The organism is uncultured Methanobrevibacter sp. (genome assembly GCF_902788255.1).
Taxonomy (GTDB): Archaea; Methanobacteriota; Methanobacteria; order Methanobacteriales; family Methanobacteriaceae; genus Methanocatella.
On sequence record NZ_CADAJR010000004.1, the window covers coordinates 12847 to 33249 of the forward strand.

Below are 20403 nucleotides of genomic sequence, written 5' to 3' on the forward strand. Positions count from 1 at the left end.
TACATTAATTAACTTTTCTTTTTGAAGATATTCAAAAATAGTTTTAAGCAACACAAAAGGGCAATGCCCAAATAGACAACCCAGTTTACGATAAAAAGTGACTCTGATGCATGGTGCTTTTTATAGTAGATATACATTGCACGGTAAAACTCATATATTAGCTTGGACTTTTGTTTTTTGCTGCTGGCACCCTTGAGGTGAGTGATTTTGGACTCCCCATAATAAACTATCTTCCAGCCTCCCCTCTTTATGCGGTAGCAAAGGTCAATGTCCTCGCCATACATGAAAAAAGTCTCGTCAAGAAAACCCACCTGGTCCAGGGCTTCCTTTCTCATGAACATGAACGCACCGGTAAGACAGTCAATTTCATAAACTCCATCATCCGGAAGGTCTGTCAGGTTATAGTTATCGTCCTTGCTTTTGGTCGGAATATGAAACAGTCTGAAAAATGAGTTTTTAACATTTGGAAAAGACCTTTTGCATGCCTTGTCAAGATCACCATCCTCCAAAAGGACCCGGCAACCGCATGCACCGACATCGGGATTTTTTTGCATGTAATCATAAATGTTTTCCAATGTGTGCTGCCAAACGATAGTATCTGAGTTTAAAAGAAGCTGATATCTGCCGGTAGCCTCTCTTAAGGCCTGATTGTTTCCTGCTGCAAAACCGTTATTTTCCTTTGAAGCGATGAACCTTACCTTATCGCCAAAATAGTCCTGCAACCTTTTCAAACTATCATCGCCGGATGCGTTGTCCACAACAAATATCTCATATGAAAATGGATAATCATATTCCAAAATTGAGTCAATAGTATTTTTTGTTAACTCAAAAGTCTGATAGTTTACAATAACAACTGAAAGGTCCATAAAACTCACTGATTATTTTTTCAAAAATTTTAATGTGTTAATTATTAATCTGTATTCGATTTTAAAATAGTTTTTTGTATTGCCTGCCCGGAACTTGACCTTGTCTATTTTGTTTCTTGTGGACAGCCCTTCCCTTAAACCGGACAGATATGTTGAACCGAATCCCTTTTTGACAAAAAATACATATTTGATTAAAAATCCTAAAAATAGGAATATGAAGTTGACAATCTTCATTGGTATTGGCAGGTTCTTGTAAATCGTCCATACATTGTTTCTTGCAGCAAGGCGAACCTTGAAATCATTGTGCCTGCTTCCGGATGTTGCAGAACCTATATGATAAACAACAGCATCAGGACAGAGAAGATTCTTATATCCATAGATTCTGGAACGAATAGCTAGGTCCACATCCTCCATATAGGCGAAATAATTGGCATCGAACATTCCAATTTCTGTCAATAGTGATTTCTTATACATTGCAGCACCGGCACATGAGGAAAATATTTCCCTTACCTGGGTAAATTCATTGGAATTGTGATTTTCCCCCGTCTTTTTGGTCCAGGCAAGAATATTGTACTCATCACCTACATCATCCACCAGTTCCTTGTTGTTATACTGCAGCATTTTGGCCTGAACGGAAAATATTTCATCATCAGATGATATCAAATCAACCAATGCCCTGATTGAACCCTTTTTAATTTCAGTATCATTATTCAAACTAAAGATATATTCGTTGCGGGCTTCTAGAATTCCCTGATTAACCGCAGGAGCAAAGCCCAGATTTTTGGAATTTTCAATTATTTTAACTGAAAAATTAAAGGAATTTGTCCTGATGTAGTCTTTACTTCCGTCATCTGATCCATTATCTACTATTATAACCTCATCAATCAATTCTGAATCATTGTTGAGGGATTCAAAAAATGCCTTCAGGAACCTTTCCCCATTATAGTTTGGTGTAACAACAGAAACCTTCATCTTAATCAATCGAATTTTTTAGTTTTTTCCATGTTTTATAATATATTTTTGGACTTAATAAGAATAATCTTATTTTTGATTTGAATTTGCTGTCACCCTCATATCTTGAAAGTTTTGTAAGCAAATCCAATTCCTTCATCTTATTCAATACCCTGTCAAAATCATAGCCGTTATAGAAGAAGTAGTTCATGTTTCCAAATATTGCCTTTGGAATCCTTGAGGTAATGACCAGATTTGCCAAATCATCCCTTCCTTTACTTTTATAAAAATCAGCAATTCCTTCAAAAATCTCGATTACCTCAAAACGTCTGAATTCTGAAGTGTTAATGGCTGATTGCGGATGTTGAAGGTAATAATAGGTTGCCTCATTGCTGATTGTCACCTCATCACCGTATATCAGAGCCCGGAGTGCAAAATCTATGTCCTCACCATATACCAAATCAGGATTGAATTTAATGCCATTGTCCTTAATTATGCTGGTTTTATACATCAATTGACAGAAAGTGAATGGCATTTCCATGTTCAATTCCTTTTTTATGAAATCCTCACATGACATGAATTCTCTTGAGAAATGATATGGAGTGGACAATCTGTCACCATCCTTTTTGATGAACTGCACCAGACTGAAATCGCTTTTCCCGTTATACAGTTCAGACAAGTGGTTGCCCGTTACATAATCGTCACCATCAATGAAAACGAGATATTTTCCAGTTGCCTTTGAAATTCCGGCATTTCTGGCACTGCTTACTCCTGAGTTTTCCTGATGTATTATCTGATGGGAAATCAATGACTTTGACAACTTCTCATTTATGATTTCCAGACTCCTGTCAGTTGAGCCGTCATCTATTACAATGACTTCAAAATTCTTAAAATCCTGATTAATTATAGAATCTAATGTGGTACCTATATACTCTTCACAATTATATACCGGAACAATAACACTAACATCAAAATTATCCATAATATCATCCATTATTTAATAGATAATCGACAATCCTTTGAGATGAACGACCGTCAATTTCATCAAATTGTGTCTTTACAAACTCTGATATTTTGCTTTTATCGAAGCTTCCATTTTTGATTACATCAATCAACTCATCTGATGTAAAAACTATAGGTCCTGGAACGGTTGTCTTAAAATCATAGTAGAATCCACGTTCATTAGCCAAATAATCCTCCAAATCATAGGTGAAAAATACTGTAGGCTTGTTTAAAGCGGAATATTCAATCATGATTGAGGAGTAATCAGTGATTAAAACGTCACTTATCATCATCAGCTCCTGTTCGGATTCAAAATCACTTACATCGACATATTTACCCTTTGAGGAAATGTCATCCTTATAGAAATTTTTAATCTTAGGATGCAGCCTCAATGCCAGGACATATTCGCTTGACAGTTCCCGATTAAATTTATCCAAATCCAAATAATCAAAGACGTTATTGTATTTTTCCTCATCCCTGAAGGTTGGAGCGTAAAGAATGATTTTCTTGTCTTGGGAAATGTTGTGTTTTCTGCAGAAATCTTCCTTCAATTTATTTAAATCATGATTTTCAAAATAATAATCCATTCTGGGAAGGCCCAATGGCTTGATTTTGGATTTTTCAATTTGGAAAGCTTCACTATAATAATCTACAATCTTTTTTGAAGTGACAATCAAATAATCAGTCTTATCGGAGATTTTTCCTAAAATTTCCCTACTTTCAATATCGACTGATCCTCCAAATTTCTTTGAAGCTCCCGGAGCGTGCCATAATTGGACTATTGTATTTTCACTCTTAAATTTCATGAACGCCAACGGAAAGAAGTTATCATTTAAAAATATGAACTTGGAGCCGGATAACTTTTTGAAACTGTCAATTGATAACTTATCCTTATAAAAAAAGTGAAATTCAAAGTCTCCTCTTTTTTCAAATTCCTTTTTAATGTAGTCCAGGTTTCCTTTAAATGATTGTCCGGAATCGATTATAAAAGAAATCCTATTGTCCTTTACGTCAGACTTTCCGAACAGTTTAAAAATTAAACCGTAGAGCTTATGTTTAAAATATGACATGACAATCTAGTGGAAAAATGCAAGCATACCAGGAATTGCGCCTAAAATCGCCTGAATACCTAAAATGAATATTGCTAAACCGCCGATGAAATTAATGTATCTGGCATACTTCAATGCAATTTTTGTTCCGAATGTTCCGATTAAAAACCATATGACAACAGCAATTAAACTTAAAATAGATAATATTAACGGATCAACATGAGCACTGACACCCTGTGCGGCTAAAATTAAGTTTTCAATGTTACCGAAAATCAATAAAGGTAAAAAATGCATTAGTTCAACATCCATAATCATTCACCCCTAATGGAAGTGTACATTGCCTGCGCACCTAAAATAAGGATGGCCAAACCACCTAAACATTCAATAAAATCAACATATTGAATCAGCATTTGTGTTCCAAATGTTCCAATAATCAACCACATAGAAACGCATAAAATACTTGCAATTCCTAATTTGACAGGATTAACTCCAGCTACAACACCTTGTGAAGATAAAACTAAGTTTTCAATATTACCAAAAATAATTAATGCCACAAAAGGTAAATATTGCTCCAACATCCAAATCACCATTTCCCAAAAATAAATTTATCTTTAATAATGATTATTAAAGGATAATATATAAAAGTATGCTTATTTTAACTAATAATTTTTTTCTTCAGAGTGAAAAATAATCAATATAACATTCATTATAAAGAAAAAATAATAAAAATAATTTAAAAAAATAGAAAAATAATGAATATTATGGTAATTTAAGAGGTATGTTTCAAGTGTAAATTCTATCTATTCGCATACATCTTTTCATAATATTCCTGATACTGGCCGCTTTTAACCTGGTTTGTCCAGTCCTGGTTGTCCAGATACCATTGGATAGTCTCTTTAATACCAACTTCAAAAGTATAGTCGGGATTCCAACCTAATTCATCCTGAATTTTAGTTGAATCAATAGCATAACGGCGGTCATGGCCTAAACGATCGGTGACAAATTCAATCAATGATTCATCCTTGCCCAATGTTTCCAATATCAGTTTTACAATGTAGATATTCTCTTTTTCATTGTTTCCTCCGATGTTGTAGACCTCACCGAGCCTACCTTCATGCAGGACCAGATCTATTGCAGTACAGTGGTCATGGACATGCAGCCAGTCCCTGATGTTTTTACCGTCACCGTAAATCGGCAGTTTCTTATCCTCCAAAGTGTTGGATATCATAAGAGGTATCAGTTTTTCCGGGAACTGATACGGACCGTAATTGTTGGAACAGCGAGTGATGTTAATAGGCAAGTCAAAGGTTTCAAAGTATGCCCTTGTAATCAAGTCACCACCTGCCTTGGAAGCTGAATATGGACTGTTAGGTTGCAAAGGAGTGGTTTCTGTAAAGTAACCGGTTTTGCCCAAAGTACCGTAAACCTCATCTGTGGAAATCTGAATGTACTTGTCAATGCCATACTCATTGGCGGCATTCAAAAGCACCTGAGTGCCCAGAACATTGGATTTTATGAAAATTTCCGGATCGGTAATGCTTCTGTCGACGTGACTTTCAGCGGCAAAATTAATTACATAATCTGATTTTTTAACAAGCTCGTCAACTACATCCTTATCGCGGATGTCTCCCTTAACGAAAGTGTAGTTGTCCTTATCCTCAATGTCTTTTAAGTTTTCAAGATTTCCGCAGTATGTTAATGCATCAAGATTGATAATATGATAATCGGAATATTTGTTAACCATATACCTTACAAAATTGCTTCCGATAAAACCTGCTCCACCTGTAACTAAAATATTTGTCATAATAATCACTCATATCTGATATTGGCTTCCTTAAAGCTTTTCCATTCTTTATCCTTATCGGATAATATAATCTCATCAATCCCATCCAATGGCCAGTCAATGCCAATATCTGAATCATCCCACATTATGCCTGATTCATCCTCACCATGATAGAATTCTGTGCATTTATATAAAAATTCAGCCTCATCAGACAATACCAAAAATCCATGGGCAAACTTCGGTGGAATATATAACTGCTTTTTGTTGTCTTCAGACAGTATTTCACCATACCATTTACCGTAAGTCGGTGAATCGGCCCTCAAATCAACTCCAACATCAAAAACTTCCCCTTTAATTACACGAACCAGTTTTCCCTGAGGATAGTTGAGTTGCAAATGCAGACCCCTCAATACTCCTCTAGAGGATTTTGATTGATTGTCCTGAACAAAGGTCAAATCATGACCGGCCTCTTTAAAGTCATTTTCCTGGAAGGTTTCCATGAAATATCCTCTGTTGTCTTCAAAAACTGTAGGTTCAACAACAAACATGCCCTCTATTCCGGTTTCACTAAATTTAAATTTACCCATAATAATCATCTTTTAACTAAATTAAATAAATATTGTCCGTAATCAGTCTTTTTAAGCTCTTCAGCTGTTTTCAATAGTACTTCATCATCAATGTATCCCTTAAGATATGCTATCTCTTCAAGACATGCAATGTATAGGCTTTGCCTTTTCTGGACGGTTTCTATGAAATTAGCCGCTTCAAGCAGTCCCTCATGGGTCCCTGTATCAAGCCATGCCATACCTCTTCCCAAAAGCTCAACCTTAAGCTTTCCACGGTTAAGATATTCCTCATTGATAGAGGTGATTTCAACTTCTCCCCTGTCGGAAGGCTTGACGTTTTTTGCAATTTCAATTACATCATTGTCATAGAAATAGAGTCCCGGCACGATATAATTTGATTTTGGCTTTTCGGGTTTTTCCTCAATTGATAAAACATTCCAGTCATCGTCAAATTCAACTACACCAAACGCTTCGGGATTGTTGGTGTAATATCCGAATATGACAGCTCCTTCTTCAAGATTGGTTGCTCTTTTAAGTATTTCTGTAAATCTGTGACCATGGAAAATGTTGTCGCCTAAAATCAGCGCAACATTGTCATCACCAATGAAGTCTTCACCTATGATGAATGCCTCTGCAAGACCGTTCGGATTTTCCTGAACGGCATATTCGAATGTTATTCCAAGATTTGATCCGTCACCCAAAAGATCCTTATACATCGGTAAATCCCTAGGAGTGGAAATAATTAAAATTTCCTTGATTCCTGCAAGCATTAACACAGAAATAGGATAATAAATCATTGGTTTATCGTAAAGTGGCAATAACTGCTTTGAAACCGCTTTTGTAATTGGATACAAGCGTGTTCCAGAACCACCTGCAAGTACTATACCTTTCATAATAATCACTTTGTACCTTATATTATTTTAAACTTTAAAAAATCGTTTTCATCCGATGCATCACAGAATGTTTCAATAATCTCCTTGTCCACTTCATCTGAATTAATCAGTTCAATTTCACATTCGATTTCACACAAACAGTCATATAATGCATCCAAATTTTTACCATAGTAATCCGGAAAATCCAATGCTTCCATCAGATAGTCATGACCTTCCTTTTTTATCATTTTACCGTCCAATTGCATTTTATACCTCGGTAAATGTGTTGTAGTGGTCATCGGTGTAGTAAACCTTATAATCACCGGTATTGTAAACTATCCTTTCAGCTCCACGGCTGGTTCCGTTTGCATTGATGTCACATTCTATGTATTTGGAATCACTGTCGGGCAGGACATGCTGTCTGTTTGTAAATGTGTCTCCGCCTATACTTTTTCCGGGAGCATATTTTTTAAGCGGTCCTCCATGCCATCCGAGGTCCCTGGCTTCGTTTTTAGTTATATAATTACTTGGAAGTTTATGAAACTCCTTGATATATGCAGCAACCTCATCAACTGTACAGTATTCACCGTTTTCAACTACTTTTGCATTGCCTGAGTCATCTCCAAACTTCAAAAAGTCAAAAAATCCCGCACTTACAGCAGAAATGCTGAAAATAACAAGAATCAATGCGAAAACAAAGACTAACTTTTTATTCATTTTATCAACTCAACATATTCCTTAATTGCTTCCTTATAACTTCTCAATGGCTTAAAGCCTTTGTCAACCCAATTCTTATTTTCCAAAACTGAATAGCTAGGTCTTGGTGCAGGTCTTGCAAATTCAGATGCTGTAACCGGAACGACCTTAACGTCCTTGTCTGCAACCTCAAAGATGTATCTTGCAAATTCACACCATGAGCAGTTTCCTGAATTGGTGAGATGGTAAATTCCATAATAATCAGTTTCAATTAACTCAGAAATTCCATAAGCAAGATCAGGAGTGTAAGTCGGTGTTCCAACCTCATCATAAACAACAGTAATTTCCGAATGGTTTTTGGCCAATTCAAGCATGGTCTTTGGGAAATTTTTACCGTTGATTCCATACAGCCATGCAGTCCTTACAATGAAATACTTGTCTAGCGTTTCCAAAATAGCCTCTTCACCCTTGAGCTTACTTTTTCCGTAAACGCTGATCGGGCCGATTTCATCATCCTCTACCCATGGCCTGTCATTTTTTCCATTGAAAATATAATCGGTACTTATATGCACCAGGGCACAGTCGACCTCCTTACATGCAAGGGCCAGGTTTTTAACACCTTCACCGTTTACCGAATAGGCAAGGTCCTGATTTTCCTCACAGCCATCAACATCAGTATAAGCTGCAGAATTGATGACAACATCAGGTTCGGCATCACAGATAACCTCAAAAACCTGGTCTTTATTTGTAATATCCAATGTTTTTGAAGTTGTAAGAATCAATTCATGATTATCCTTTAAAACTTCAGTCAAATCATGCCCTAACATTCCATTGGAACCGGTAATCAAAATCTTCATAATAATCACTTAAAACTTTATATTACTTTAAGTATATATTATTATTAATATATAAAAAGATGGAGAGGGAATTATGAAAATATGTATCATGGGACAAGGTTATATCGGACTTCCAACAGCCGCACTATTTACAAGAAGCCACTGTGAAGTTGTTGGAGTTGACATTAACGAAAAGATAATAGAAAATCTGAACAAGGGAATTATACACATTGAAGAGCCAGGAATAACCGACATCATTAAAAACGCAATAAAACTTAAAGTATACAAAGCTTCCCTCACTCCCGAAAAAGCGGATGCATTCATAATTACAGTACCTACCCCATACATTTCAGAAAACTACAGTTGCGATTTGAGCTATGTCATTACAGCATGTGAAACAATAATACCTTATCTTGAAAAGGGAAATACGGTCATTATCGAGTCAACAATAGCTCCGATGTCAACTGATGAAACCATCAAACCTATTTTTGAAAAGGCAGGATTTACAATTGGAAAAGACCTTTATCTTGCACACTGCCCTGAAAGGGTGCTTCCAGGAAAAATCATTCATGAACTGGTTCACAACGACCGTATTATAGGTGGAGTTACACCTGAATGTGCAGTTAAGGCAAGTGAAGTATATGGACAGTTTGTTGAAGGAAACCTGATGTTGACCGAAGCAAAAACAGCCGAACTGTCAAAATGTATGGAAAATACATTCAGAGACGTTAACATTGCACTTGCAAACGAACTTGCAAAAATTTGTGCCGAAATTGGTGTAAATGCATTGGACGTTATAAAATTGGCAAACAAGCATCCGAGAGTAAACCTTCACTCACCGGGACCTGGTGTCGGGGGACACTGCCTTGCAATAGACCCATACTTTATCTATGCAAAAGCGCCCGAAACCGCAAAGATTATAAAACTTGCCCGTGACACAAACAATTCAATGCCTGATTTTGTATGTGAAAATGTCAAAAAAATCATTCCAAAGGGTAAAATTGCAGTATTTGGAGTTTCATACAAGGGAAATACCGGTGATGACAGGGAAAGTCCGGCATATGAGATAATTGCAAAGTTAAGTACAAACTATGAAATCGCAATTCACGACCCTCACATTGAAAATCCAGATTTCGTAAGTTTTGCTGAGGCGGTTGAAAATGCAGACTTGATTTTAATATTATGTGACCATAATGAGTTCAAGCATTTAGATTACAACTTCATATCTAAAAATATGGCAAATCCGGTAATATTCGATACTAAAAATATAATAAAAAAAGTTCCGAATAAAATTAAATTATTTAATTACGGAAACTTATACGAATTAAATTAAAAATTAATTGATTGGTCTGGTTGAATTTGATGGCCGTTCCATGCTTTTAGACTGCTCCATTCTTCAAATGGTTCTGTCCAGAACTTGTCATTAGAAGGTAAACCTAACGGCAATAATACTGCACAGCATGCATAAAGGCTACCAGTATTAATCTCATTTTCACAAATATCAATTTGAGAACCATTCAATCCACAAATCAACCATCCTTCAGAGTTGAAATTTTGATTACCTGTGAATTGTTTTTGAATAACTTTTGTAAGTGCGCCTCTGACCTGACTTTGTGATATGTTTCTTGGCAATATTTTTAATAGTGCCGCCTGTGAAAGCAAATGGAATACGCCACAACGGTATGACAATGATGGGCCGATTAACGGGTAGGTTCCTTCAGGTGAAATCATTCTTTCCAATTGAGAGGACAATCTTGAAGATCTCATCAGTTGAACATCCAGAAACTCGCCATCACGAAGACTGTATTTTCTCATAACTTTTAAAATATCATTTAACATTGGGTGTATGACCAAACTGTTAAAGTAACCCGCTTCAAAGTCTTCACCATCAGAATAGATTCCGTCTCCAATGTATAATTCATCACGGAATTTGGAAATTGCATAGGTTAGTCTTTCCTTATCGCATTCACCTGTAAATTCCAATAGTGCAGCCTCAATCATTGAAGTGTACAATAGCCAATGATTTTCATAAGGCGCTATAATTCTAGTATTTTTAAGTTCACGGATAATTCTGGCCTGAATATCCATAGGTAAATTAAGCCAAATTTGATTTTTGGCCCTGAGCAATCCTTGAGCAAATAAAGCAACATCAACTAAAGACTGTTTAGGTTCAACTACAAAAATGTAATCATTGCTGTTTGGATTAACCGCATTTGAAATAGCTTTTAATGTCAATTTGATATATTTTTCACGGACCTGACCTTCCTCGGAAGTGTCTGCACCCAATTCCAACCATGGTGCAATTCCATTGAAAACACGAGCAAAAGCTTCAAGATAAACAAATTTCTGTCCGTCAGTACTTTTAGATTCAAAAGGCATGTTTTTCCTAAGTGATCCTCTTGCCAAATGATTCAGGACAGGAAATGCGATTTTTTGTAATGTTGAAACCCAAAAAATCCTATCATTCCAGACAGGAGCCTGTTCCTCGATTACTGGAGGCTTTTCTTCTTTTTTGAATCTAGTAAAAAATGAGTTGCTCATGAGTTATATTTTATTCAACATTATATATAAAATTAGTTTTAATGATGAACATGAAAATAACGATGAAATTATATTGCTTTAAAAAATTTTTTCTAAATTTTCCAATTAAAAAAGAGTTTATATACATTAGAAAACATATATAATTATCATTATTAAGAGGTTAAAAATATGCCAACAATGTCTGAAAAAATATTAGCTCGAGCTTCAGGTAAAGACAGTGTAGAAGCTGGAGACATAATTATAGCAAATATAGATATCGCAATGACTCATGATTTAACCGGACCTCTTTCAGTTCAATCATTTGAAAAGATTGGAGCGGATAAGGTATGGGATTCATCAAAGATTGTCATCCCATTCGACCATCAGGTCCCTGCCGATTCAATCGATTCCGCAAATAACCATATAATGATGAGAGAATTTGTCAAAAAACACAATATCGAACATTTTTATGATGTTAATGCAGGTGTTTGCCATCAGATTCTGCCTGAAAAAGGTCATGTGGTACCTGGAGATGTAATTGTAGGTGCAGATTCACATACCTGTACCCATGGTGCATTAGGTGCATTTGCAACAGGTATCGGATCAACCGACATGGCTATGGTATTTGCTGAAGGAAATCTCTGGTTCAAAGTGCCTGAAACCAACCGATTTAATGTTACTGGTGACTTAAAGGATAATGTTTATGCAAAAGATGTCATTTTACATATCATTGGTGAAATGGGTGCTGACGGCTCAACCTATAAGGCATGTGAGTTTGCCGGTGAAACCATATCTCAGATGAGTGTTTCAGACAGAATGGTATTGTGCAATATGGCAATTGAAATGGGTGGGAAAACCGGTTTGGTGGAACCTGACAAAAAAACTATAGAGTATGTCGAAAAACGTTCCAATAAACCGTATAAAGTGTTTAAAACCGACTTGAACTCACCTTCCCTTAATATTATTGATATTGACGTTAGCGATCTTGAACCGCAGATAGCATGTCCACACAATGTTGACAATGTAAAGCCGGTCAGTGAAGTGGACACAGAAATTGACCAGGTATTTTTAGGTTCATGCACTAACGGAAGATTAAGCGATTTACGTGATGCTGCAAGAGTATTAAAAGGTAAAAAAATAGCTAACGGTACAAGAATGTTAGTTATCCCAGCATCAAAAGAAGTTTATACAAAAGCATTGGACGAAGGATTACTTAAGATATTCGTTGAAGCCGGAGCGCTTGTATCCGCTCCTTGCTGCGGTCCTTGCCTTGGAGGACATACCGGAATAATCGGACCTGGAGAAGTGAGCCTTTCAACATCAAACAGAAACTTTAAAGGAAGACAAGGTTCACCTGAGGGTGAAGTTTACCTATCTTCAGCTGCTGTTGCTGCCGCTTCAGCAATTGAAGGAAGAATAGTGGCGCCGGAGTGATAATATGAAAGGTAAAGCATGGAAATTTGGAAACGATATTGACACAGACATCATAGTTCCCGGAAGATACTTAATCTATACCGATGAGGAAACCCTATCCAAGCATTGCATGGAAGGTCTTGACCCAGACTTTTACAAGAAATGCAATGAGGGGGACTTTATTGTTGCCGGAAAAAACTTCGGATGCGGATCCTCCCGTGAACATGCCCCGATTGCACTTAAAGGTGTGGGCGTTGCAGCAGTTATTGCCGAGTCCTTTGCAAGAATATTTTATCGTAATGCGACAAATGTCGGAGTTCCCCTTTTGGAAGCTCCGGGAATTAGCAAACTTATAGAAGATGGTGAAGAGATTAGTGTAGATATGGAAAATGCTACAATAACCTCACAGAGTGGAGAAGTCATCAAATTTAAAAAGTTACCTCCATTCATGTTAGAGATTTTAAATCAAGGTGGTTTGATTGAGTACCTCAAAAACAAATAGTTACAGAATTGCAGTTGTTCCGGGAGACGGAATTGGAAAGGAAGTAATGAAAGCGACACTGGACGTTTTGGATTCCCTGGACATTGACTTTGAGTATGTCCACGGTGAAGCCGGTGACGAATGCCTTGAAAAAACCGGGACTGCACTGCCTGAAGAAACATTAGACATCATTAGAGAGTGTGATGCGTGTCTCTTTGGTGCGGCTGGTGAAACTGCAGCGGACGTTATCGTTAAAATAAGACAAGAAATGAAAATGTTTGCTAATTTAAGACCTGTTAAAGCTTATCCTAATACAAACTCATTATGTGATAACATTGACTTTATGATTGTTCGTGAAAATACCGAAGGTATGTACATTGCCGATGAGGAGTCATATACCGATGAAGGGGCGATAGCAAGACGTATCATCACTCGTGAAGCTGAAAAACGCATAATAAACTATGCATTCAAATATGCACAGGACAACAACAAGAGTAAAGTTACCGCAGTTCATAAGGCCAATGTGTTGAAAAAGACAGACGGATTGTTTAAAGAAATTTTCTATGAAGTTGCAAAGGATTATCCTGACATTGCAACCGAGGACTTTTACGTTGATGCAACTGCAATGTACCTGATTACACAGCCTGAAAGCTTTGAGGTGATTGTAACCACAAACCTTTTCGGAGACATACTGTCTGATGAAGGGGCTGGACTTGTTGGAGGACTTGGTCTGATTCCATCTGCCAACATTGGTGAAGATGGAGCGTTGTTTGAACCTGTCCATGGTTCCGCACCGGACATTGCAGGTCAAAATAAGGCTAATCCGATAGCTATGATGTTATCAGCTATAATGATGTTAAGGTATTTAGGTGAAAACGAAGCTGCAGACAAATTCGAATCTGCAATTTTAAAAGTATTAAATGATGCTAATATTTTAACCGGTGATCTTGGAGGTTCGGCCACAACAGCCGAACTGACCGAGGCGGTTAAAAATAACTTATAAATAAAGGAGACAATAGACTATGAATTTTAAAAAACTAACTAAAATGCAAATGGCGGCACTTTTTATCATATTCATTATGGTAGTCAGTGGGGTAGCAGGATTTTTACTTATCATATTTACTGGTGGAGCTTAAATAAATAAAAGAGGTTGATAAAATGGCAAAATATGAAATAGCAGCAGTAGTTGCTGAATTTAACTATGATATTACACAAATGATGTTAGAACTCGCTAAAGCAGAAGCAAAAAATAGAGGCTGTGAAATTACTAAAGTGGTTGCAGTTCCAGGCGTATTTGATATGCCACTTGTAATAAAAAAATTGTTACAAAAAGACGAATACGATGCAATTATCACACTCGGTGCAGTAATTGAAGGTGCAACCGACCACGACCAAATCGTAGCCCAGCATGCTTCCCGTAAAATAGCTGATTTAGCACTTGAATACGATACTCCTGTAGCACTCGGTATTACCGGTCCTGGTATGACCAGAATGGATGCTCACAGACGTGTTAAAAACGCAAAAAGTGCAGTTGAAGCAGCTATTAAAATGTGTGACAGATTAAAAGAAATTTAGATGATTACATGGAAATTCTTAAACCTAATGAACTAAAAGAAAAATTTAATGACCCATGGATTGCACCATACGAAAAGGTATTGACCATGGTGGATGGGGACAAGGTGGAAATTGTAGAATACCATCCATGTATTTCAGGATCCCACTGGCTGTTAAATCAATACAGGAACAATTCCGAACTTATCGATTCAGCTTCACGTGACGGTAACAAACATGTCTATAAATGTCATGTAGGTTCATCCCCGCTTGATTTGAAGGCCAGTTTCAATGCTGCCGGAATCGATGAGATTATTGTTGACGGTGACGAAGTAAAGGTAACACATGCTGGTCTTGCCGGTGCCGGTGTTGGAGCCGGAATGTGCAGAGGAATGGGTGAAGGTGTCAAATACATTGAACTTCTAGACATTGGAGGAGGTTCCAAGGTTGGAAGGGCAACAGTTGTAACACCTAAACTTGAAAAGGTAGTTATTGGTGTTGATGATACCGATACAAAGGATGCAGGCGCTACATGGACAATGGCACACAATCTAGGAGTGGAACTTGCCAGTGAAGGATTCGAATATCTTGACCACATTATTGTCCAGCTTTATCCGCACAATCCTCATAAGACTCAAAACTGTGTTTCAATAGCTTTGACCTTTGCTGTTGAGGAATCCAAAAAGCAGGATTTGATTGACAGAGTCATTGAAATCCTTAAAAGAGACACCTTGTCTGATAAAACAGCAATAGCTATTTTAGAAGGTTTAGATATTCCTTCCAAATTAAGAGAATACTCAATTGCTACCAAATCTGGAATGATGGATGTTGAAACTGCCGAAAAAGTTGCAGAAGAATTAGATATTCCATTGATTGCAGTGACTGGTGAGCAAGGTAAAGTCGGTGCTCTTGCAGCGCTTGGACTTTATGATGATGTTGAAGAGGCCGTTAAAGCCTATAACAAATAACCTTTTTAGGTTATTTAATTTTCTTTTTTTAAACATCAAAATAGAAATTCAGGAAGTTTCCCTGATTTTCAGGAATGTACTGTTTTATGGAATGTGAATTTGGATCAGTGAAGACTATTTCAACTGTATAATTTTCATATTCAAATGTGGTATTATTCAAATTGTGAACTGATGCTACCTGATTGTTATTGATTGCAATATCATACACAGAATCATTTTTTAACACACCTGTTGAGTATGCCATTGATTCATTGTTAACAAACACTTCATATGCCATTGCACTTCTGTCCCTGCCTGAGACGATGAACTTTTCAACACAGGAAACATTATCCTTGTCATAGCTGTGAGTAATCATTGAGCCTGCAAAGACCTCTTTAAGGCGGGTGTTCTGTATTACATCATCATTTCTAAGATTAAGATATTTTTTAGCCTGATTTGGCATTCTCAATATATCCTGTTCGCCAGGTCTTGTATCATTGATGGTATATGTTTCATCACCGATCTTTATCGTGTCATTGGCTTTGATACCCAGGGTCATCATCGCATCTGACGGCACCCGTATGATATCTGATTCATTTTCAATGGCTGAGTCTACGGTGTACGGACCCCTGACTGAAATTGAATTGTCACGAGGTGAATCGTCAGCATAAATAATTAGATTTCTTGAGTTCGGCTCGATTGACAAAACCCCATGATCGAAATGTGCAGCCCCAATGAAAGTTGAAATCATTAAAATTAAAACAATGATTGAGATTATCATAGGGAAATGTATTTTAATAAATGATTTGAAAAGGTTTCCTCCGGGAGTCTTTCTAAATATTATAATTGACTGAACAATGACCTTTATAATGTAATAAATGGCAATTATAACACCAATTACAGAAATTATGACACCTAAAGCCAAAGGAACGAACTTGACAAAGAATATTGTAAACAAACCTAAAATAACCAATGACAAACCTACAATGGACATTCTAATATAATACCCGATGTCATCTATCATTGTAACCCTACCATACTTGTTGGCACGGTTTATGATTGTTCTAACAACTTCATTTGCCATCAGATTCAAATCAGACAATGGAGACATGTCATGCTCGATTGCTCCGATATCAACCTCTTTTATTGAAATACCAAGTACATCAGCATCAATAACTATACCTACATCAACACCGTAATCCTTTTCAAAATTAATTCTTTTCAATACTTCCTTACGTGCTGCAAACTGTCCGCTTAAAGGCTGTTCGAATGAAATCTCCGGGAAGAAAAAGTTTAAGAGAGGTTTCGCAGTAAGCTCGGTGACACGCCCACTAGCACGTGAAAACTTGGTTTTTGTAATGTCGGTTTCACCATCCAATATAGGCTTGATGATAGATTCAACCTTATGTGAGGTTAAATTGTAGATGTCAGCATCTATAAAAGCTATGATATCACATTCAGCTTCCCTATATCCGGTCTGTAAAGCTTCACCCTTACCCCTGTTGACTGCATGATTGATAACACGGGCTCCCGCCTTAATAGCTTCTGATTCGGTGTTGTCGGATGATCCGTCATTGACAACGATTATCTCATCTACAAACGACACCTTCTTAACTACTTCAATAACGGTAGCAACAGTTTCCTCTTCGTTATAAGCAGGAATGATTACTGAAACCTTCTGATATTTTTTAGGCTTTTCAGTTTTAACGCTAGCCAATAGAAATGCCAAAATTACAAAAAACCAATACAATTAAAATTCACCATAAAATGTTATTATTATATTACTTTTATTAATTGAATGGTTATAAATGTTTTTGTAAAATAAGCAAAATTATCAATTATTTTATTAAATTATAATATAATAATTATGTAAAAAATAAAAATCCCTCAAATGTAAATTGAATTCAAAAAAGTATAATAATAATTGCAATACAATATCATTGTATTGAATTTTAGGTAGTAAGTTAATGATAGTAAAAACACTTGAAAAGGAATTGAATCTTCAAAACTGGCAGGTAAAAAAGGTAATCAAATTGATCGATGAGGGAAACACCATTCCATTCATTGCAAGATACAGAAAGGATGTGACCGGTTCCCTAAACGATGAAACATTGCGGAAATTTGATGAAAGGTTGAAATACCTGCGAAACCTTGAGGACAAAAAGGAAAAAATCATCAAAAGAATAGATGAGCTTGGCAAATTAGATGATGAGTTGAAAACACAAATCACAAGGGCAGAAACATTGGTTGAACTTGAAGACTTATACCGACCGTTTAAAAGCAAAAAACAGACAAGAGCCACAAAGGCACGTGATAAGGGCCTTGAACCACTTGCCCAAATAATATTAAGACAGGACGTCAAGCAAAGTGTCAAAAAAATAGCCGAAAAATACGTTACCGATGAGGTCAAGACACCGGATGAGGCAATAGACGGTGCAAAGGACATCATTGCTGAAATAGTTTCCGACAATTCAACATTCAGAAAAAAAATCAGACAGAACACCTTCCATACCGGTCAAATCGAAACAAAGGCAAAGGACAAGGACACCTCAACCGAGTATGACCTCTACTACAATTACACAGAAAACATTAAAAGAATACCTCCGCACAGGATTCTTGCGATAAACCGTGGTGAAAATGAGGGGGTTTTAAGAGTAAAGCTGACATGTGATTCAGATGAGATATTGAAATATCTGAATCGCCATATGCTTAAAAACATATCAAAAATTCCTGAAAAAATCGAATACAATAGATATACTACCCCAATAATTAAAGATGCCGTGGAAGATGCATATAAAAGATTGATTTCACCTGCAATTGAACGTGAAATCAGAAATTTCCTAACCGAAAAGGCCGAGGAAAAATCAATCAAGGTATTTGCCCGCAACCTGAACCAGCTCCTGATGGAAAGCCCATTGGTTGGAAAAACCATTTTGGGATGGGATCCGGCTTTCAGGACAGGGTGCAAATTGGCAATAATTGACCAGACAGGCAAAGTCCTAGATACAAGCTTGATTTATCCGACAGCACCACAAAATAAGGTTGCCGAATCAGTTAAAACCGTGAAGGAACTGATTCAGAAATATGACATTAACGTTATAGCCATAGGTAACGGTACCGCCTCAAGGGAATCAGAAGAGATTGTTGCTGAAATTATCAAGGGGACAAGCGTCGAATACATCATCGTCAATGAGGCAGGTGCTTCAGTTTACTCAGCATCAAAGCTTGCCGATGAGGAATTTCCAGACTATTCCGAAGGGGAGCGTAGTGCGGTCTCCATTGCAAGACGTCTGCAGGACCCACTGGCAGAACTTGTAAAGATTGATCCGAAATCCATTGGTGTCGGCCAGTACCAGCATGACATGAATCAAAAGCAGCTGACAGAGTCACTGACAGGTGTTGTTGAAAAGGTGGTTAACGAGGTGGGTGTCGATTTGAACACTGCTTCTGTGAGCCTTCTAAACTACGTTTCAGGAATAGGCAACACAACCGCAAAAAACATCATCACATATCGTGAGGAAAACGGAAGCTTCACCAACAGAAAGGAACTTTTGAAGGTTAAAAAGTTAGGTAAAAAGACATATGAGCAGTGTGCAGGTTTCATCAAAATCGACAATCCAGAATATCCTCTGGACAATACCACAATCCATCCGGAATCATATGATGTTACCTATAAACTCCTGGACAAGCTGAATTATTCTCTAAACGATATAGGAAACAGAAATCTTAAATTGGACAACATCAACATTAAGGAAATCTCAGAAGAGCTGGATGTTGGTCAGGAGACATTGAAAGACATTATAAAAGAGCTTAAAAAGCCCGGTCGTGACCCTCGTGAGGACATGCCAAAACCTATTCTTAGAAAAAATGTTTTATCAATTGACGATTTGGAAATCGGAATGATAATGCAGGGTACAGTCAGAAATATAGTGGATTTTGGAGCATTTATTGATATTGGTGTTCATCAGGACGGATTGGTGCACATTTCACAATTGGTAGCCGATAAATTTGTAAAACACCCATTAGACATTGTGAGTGTCGGAGACATTGTTGAGGTAAAGGTTTTGGATATTGACACTAAAAGAAATAGAATTAACTTATCAATGATTATCTAAATTTCTAATTTGATTTCATCATATGTAAGATAGGGTATTTTACTATTTTTGTTTCCGGTTTTAAATTTGACAAAACCCTCTTCTTCCAATTTTTTAACCTTTGGTTGAATGTTACTGACATCCTTATTAATCTTATTTGCCAAATCTCTAATGCTTCTAGGTTTTTCATGTTTAATTGTATTAAGTATTGTTAAATCCAAATCGGATAAAGATAATTTATTTGTAATCAAACTTTCAGTGATTTCAATCATTTCATCAGGATTATCCCTATAATAATTCCAATTTTCCAAATCAACATACATTTTCATGTTATTTGTTCTTTTAAAAAGTTTTTCTAGCTCATTGATGGAATTATATGTTTCTTCCATCTCTTTGATGAATTCATATCCTGTTTGTTTTTTTACCAATGTAATAATCATTTTAACATCTCCATCAATTCTTCCACATCCAATACTCCAGAAACACTCAAATAATCTTTAATGATTTCAAAAATCTCGTCTTTAGTTTGTTGACGTAACTTGACCTTAAAAATATGATTTTTGGGGTCTGGATGAATATGCACAGAGTCTGTATGATAGTTATCAATCAAAATATTATCGGGCATTATAACAATTGACCACCCATTTGGAGTATTGGCACTATAAATCGTTTTATCACCAACAAAAATTTTGTTTTGAACTTTCCTTGACATGCTATACTATAGCCATCATCATATTTATATATTTGTTGGTTTTAAACCAACACAATTATATAAA

23 protein-coding genes are annotated in these 20403 nt (G+C 36.6%); 7 read left to right on the top strand and 16 right to left on the bottom strand.

What is annotated here, in order from left to right; translation table 11 throughout:
* Window positions 1-8: 8 nt before the first annotated feature.
* The 12 genes from QZV03_RS01545 to rfbD all read right to left on the bottom strand — a co-directional run bounded on the left by QZV03_RS01545 (window position 9) and on the right by rfbD (window position 8642).
* Window positions 9-866 (bottom strand): glycosyltransferase family 2 protein, encoded by an 858-nt coding sequence (locus QZV03_RS01545; protein ID WP_296873953.1) that lies wholly within the window; start codon window positions 864-866, stop codon window positions 9-11.
* Between the two features lie 12 nt (window positions 867-878).
* Entirely contained in the window at window positions 879-1838 is a 960-nt protein-coding gene (locus tag QZV03_RS01550) for a glycosyltransferase family 2 protein (RefSeq protein WP_296873954.1), read from the bottom strand.
* Window position 1839: 1 nt separating this feature from the next.
* Window positions 1840-2799: a glycosyltransferase family A protein gene (locus QZV03_RS01555; protein ID WP_296873955.1), complete on the bottom strand. Its 960-nt coding sequence runs from the start codon at window positions 2797-2799 to the stop codon at window positions 1840-1842.
* 4 nt (window positions 2800-2803) lie between these two features.
* Complete coding sequence (locus QZV03_RS01560; RefSeq protein WP_296873956.1) at window positions 2804-3889, bottom strand: CDP-glycerol glycerophosphotransferase family protein; 1086 nt, start codon at window positions 3887-3889, stop codon at window positions 2804-2806.
* Between the two features lie 6 nt (window positions 3890-3895).
* Complete coding sequence (locus QZV03_RS01565) at window positions 3896-4177, bottom strand: hypothetical protein (protein WP_296873957.1); 282 nt, start codon at window positions 4175-4177, stop codon at window positions 3896-3898.
* A gap of 2 nt (window positions 4178-4179) precedes the next feature.
* Window positions 4180-4446: a hypothetical protein gene (locus QZV03_RS01570; RefSeq protein ID WP_296873958.1), complete on the bottom strand. Its 267-nt coding sequence runs from the start codon at window positions 4444-4446 to the stop codon at window positions 4180-4182.
* Between the two features lie 218 nt (window positions 4447-4664).
* On the bottom strand, window positions 4665-5672 hold the full coding sequence (gene rfbB, locus QZV03_RS01575; RefSeq protein ID WP_296873959.1) for a dTDP-glucose 4,6-dehydratase: 1008 nt from the start codon (window positions 5670-5672) through the stop codon (window positions 4665-4667).
* A 5-nt stretch (window positions 5673-5677) separates the two neighbouring features.
* Window positions 5678-6238: a dTDP-4-dehydrorhamnose 3,5-epimerase gene (gene rfbC / locus QZV03_RS01580; RefSeq protein ID WP_296873960.1), complete on the bottom strand. Its 561-nt coding sequence runs from the start codon at window positions 6236-6238 to the stop codon at window positions 5678-5680.
* A 5-nt stretch (window positions 6239-6243) separates the two neighbouring features.
* The gene (gene rfbA, locus QZV03_RS01585; protein WP_296873961.1) at window positions 6244-7110 is read right to left on the bottom strand and encodes a glucose-1-phosphate thymidylyltransferase RfbA; all 867 of its coding nucleotides are present in this window, start codon (window positions 7108-7110) and stop codon (window positions 6244-6246) included.
* Window positions 7111-7127: 17 nt separating this feature from the next.
* The gene (locus tag QZV03_RS01590) at window positions 7128-7337 is read right to left on the bottom strand and encodes a barstar family protein (RefSeq protein ID WP_296873962.1); all 210 of its coding nucleotides are present in this window, start codon (window positions 7335-7337) and stop codon (window positions 7128-7130) included.
* Between the two features lie 19 nt (window positions 7338-7356).
* Window positions 7357-7806: a ribonuclease domain-containing protein gene (locus tag QZV03_RS01595; protein WP_296873963.1), complete on the bottom strand. Its 450-nt coding sequence runs from the start codon at window positions 7804-7806 to the stop codon at window positions 7357-7359.
* Entirely contained in the window at window positions 7803-8642 is an 840-nt protein-coding gene (gene rfbD, locus QZV03_RS01600; protein WP_296873964.1) for a dTDP-4-dehydrorhamnose reductase, read from the bottom strand. The genes QZV03_RS01595 and rfbD overlap by 4 nt, the downstream gene beginning before the upstream one ends.
* A 73-nt stretch (window positions 8643-8715) precedes the next feature.
* Here rfbD and QZV03_RS01605 point away from each other — a divergent pair, with 73 nt between their 5' ends.
* Window positions 8716-9954: a nucleotide sugar dehydrogenase gene (locus tag QZV03_RS01605; protein WP_296873965.1), complete on the top strand. Its 1239-nt coding sequence runs from the start codon at window positions 8716-8718 to the stop codon at window positions 9952-9954.
* Here the strand turns inward: QZV03_RS01605 and QZV03_RS01610 are convergent.
* Complete coding sequence (locus tag QZV03_RS01610) at window positions 9951-11162, bottom strand: DUF2264 domain-containing protein (RefSeq protein WP_296873966.1); 1212 nt, start codon at window positions 11160-11162, stop codon at window positions 9951-9953. The two genes, QZV03_RS01605 and QZV03_RS01610, sit on opposite strands and share 4 nt — an antisense overlap.
* Window positions 11163-11330: 168 nt before the next feature.
* Here QZV03_RS01610 and hacA point away from each other — a divergent pair, with 168 nt between their 5' ends.
* The 5 genes from hacA (at window position 11331) to mmp11 (ending at window position 15554) form a co-directional block, all read left to right on the top strand.
* On the top strand, window positions 11331-12575 hold the full coding sequence (gene hacA / locus QZV03_RS01615) for a homoaconitase large subunit (protein ID WP_296873967.1): 1245 nt from the start codon (window positions 11331-11333) through the stop codon (window positions 12573-12575).
* Window positions 12576-12579: 4 nt separating this feature from the next.
* Window positions 12580-13056: a 3-isopropylmalate dehydratase small subunit gene (locus QZV03_RS01620; RefSeq protein ID WP_296873968.1), complete on the top strand. Its 477-nt coding sequence runs from the start codon at window positions 12580-12582 to the stop codon at window positions 13054-13056.
* Window positions 13034-14038, top strand: coding sequence for an isocitrate/isopropylmalate family dehydrogenase (locus QZV03_RS01625; protein WP_296873969.1), 1005 nt, complete (start codon window positions 13034-13036; stop codon window positions 14036-14038). The genes QZV03_RS01620 and QZV03_RS01625 overlap by 23 nt, the downstream gene beginning before the upstream one ends.
* Window positions 14039-14193: 155 nt before the next feature.
* Entirely contained in the window at window positions 14194-14610 is a 417-nt protein-coding gene (gene ribH / locus QZV03_RS01630; protein ID WP_292802051.1) for a 6,7-dimethyl-8-ribityllumazine synthase, read from the top strand.
* An 8-nt stretch (window positions 14611-14618) separates the two neighbouring features.
* Window positions 14619-15554 (top strand): methanogenesis marker protein 11, encoded by a 936-nt coding sequence (mmp11, locus tag QZV03_RS01635; RefSeq protein WP_296873970.1) that lies wholly within the window; start codon window positions 14619-14621, stop codon window positions 15552-15554.
* A gap of 28 nt (window positions 15555-15582) precedes the next feature.
* Here the strand turns inward: mmp11 and QZV03_RS01640 are convergent, their stop codons facing one another.
* Complete coding sequence (locus QZV03_RS01640; RefSeq protein ID WP_296873971.1) at window positions 15583-17283, bottom strand: glycosyltransferase; 1701 nt, start codon at window positions 17281-17283, stop codon at window positions 15583-15585.
* Window positions 17284-17500: 217 nt separating this feature from the next.
* Between QZV03_RS01640 and QZV03_RS01645 the strand changes: the two genes are divergently transcribed.
* Window positions 17501-19648: a Tex family protein gene (locus QZV03_RS01645; protein ID WP_296873972.1), complete on the top strand. Its 2148-nt coding sequence runs from the start codon at window positions 17501-17503 to the stop codon at window positions 19646-19648.
* Here the strand turns inward: QZV03_RS01645 and QZV03_RS01650 are convergent.
* Window positions 19645-20067, bottom strand: coding sequence for a MarR family transcriptional regulator (locus QZV03_RS01650; RefSeq protein ID WP_296873973.1), 423 nt, complete (start codon window positions 20065-20067; stop codon window positions 19645-19647). The genes QZV03_RS01645 and QZV03_RS01650 overlap by 4 nt on opposite strands.
* Complete coding sequence (locus tag QZV03_RS01655) at window positions 20064-20339, bottom strand: hypothetical protein (RefSeq protein ID WP_296873974.1); 276 nt, start codon at window positions 20337-20339, stop codon at window positions 20064-20066. The genes QZV03_RS01650 and QZV03_RS01655 overlap by 4 nt, the downstream gene beginning before the upstream one ends.
* Window positions 20340-20403: the final 64 nt, after the last annotated feature.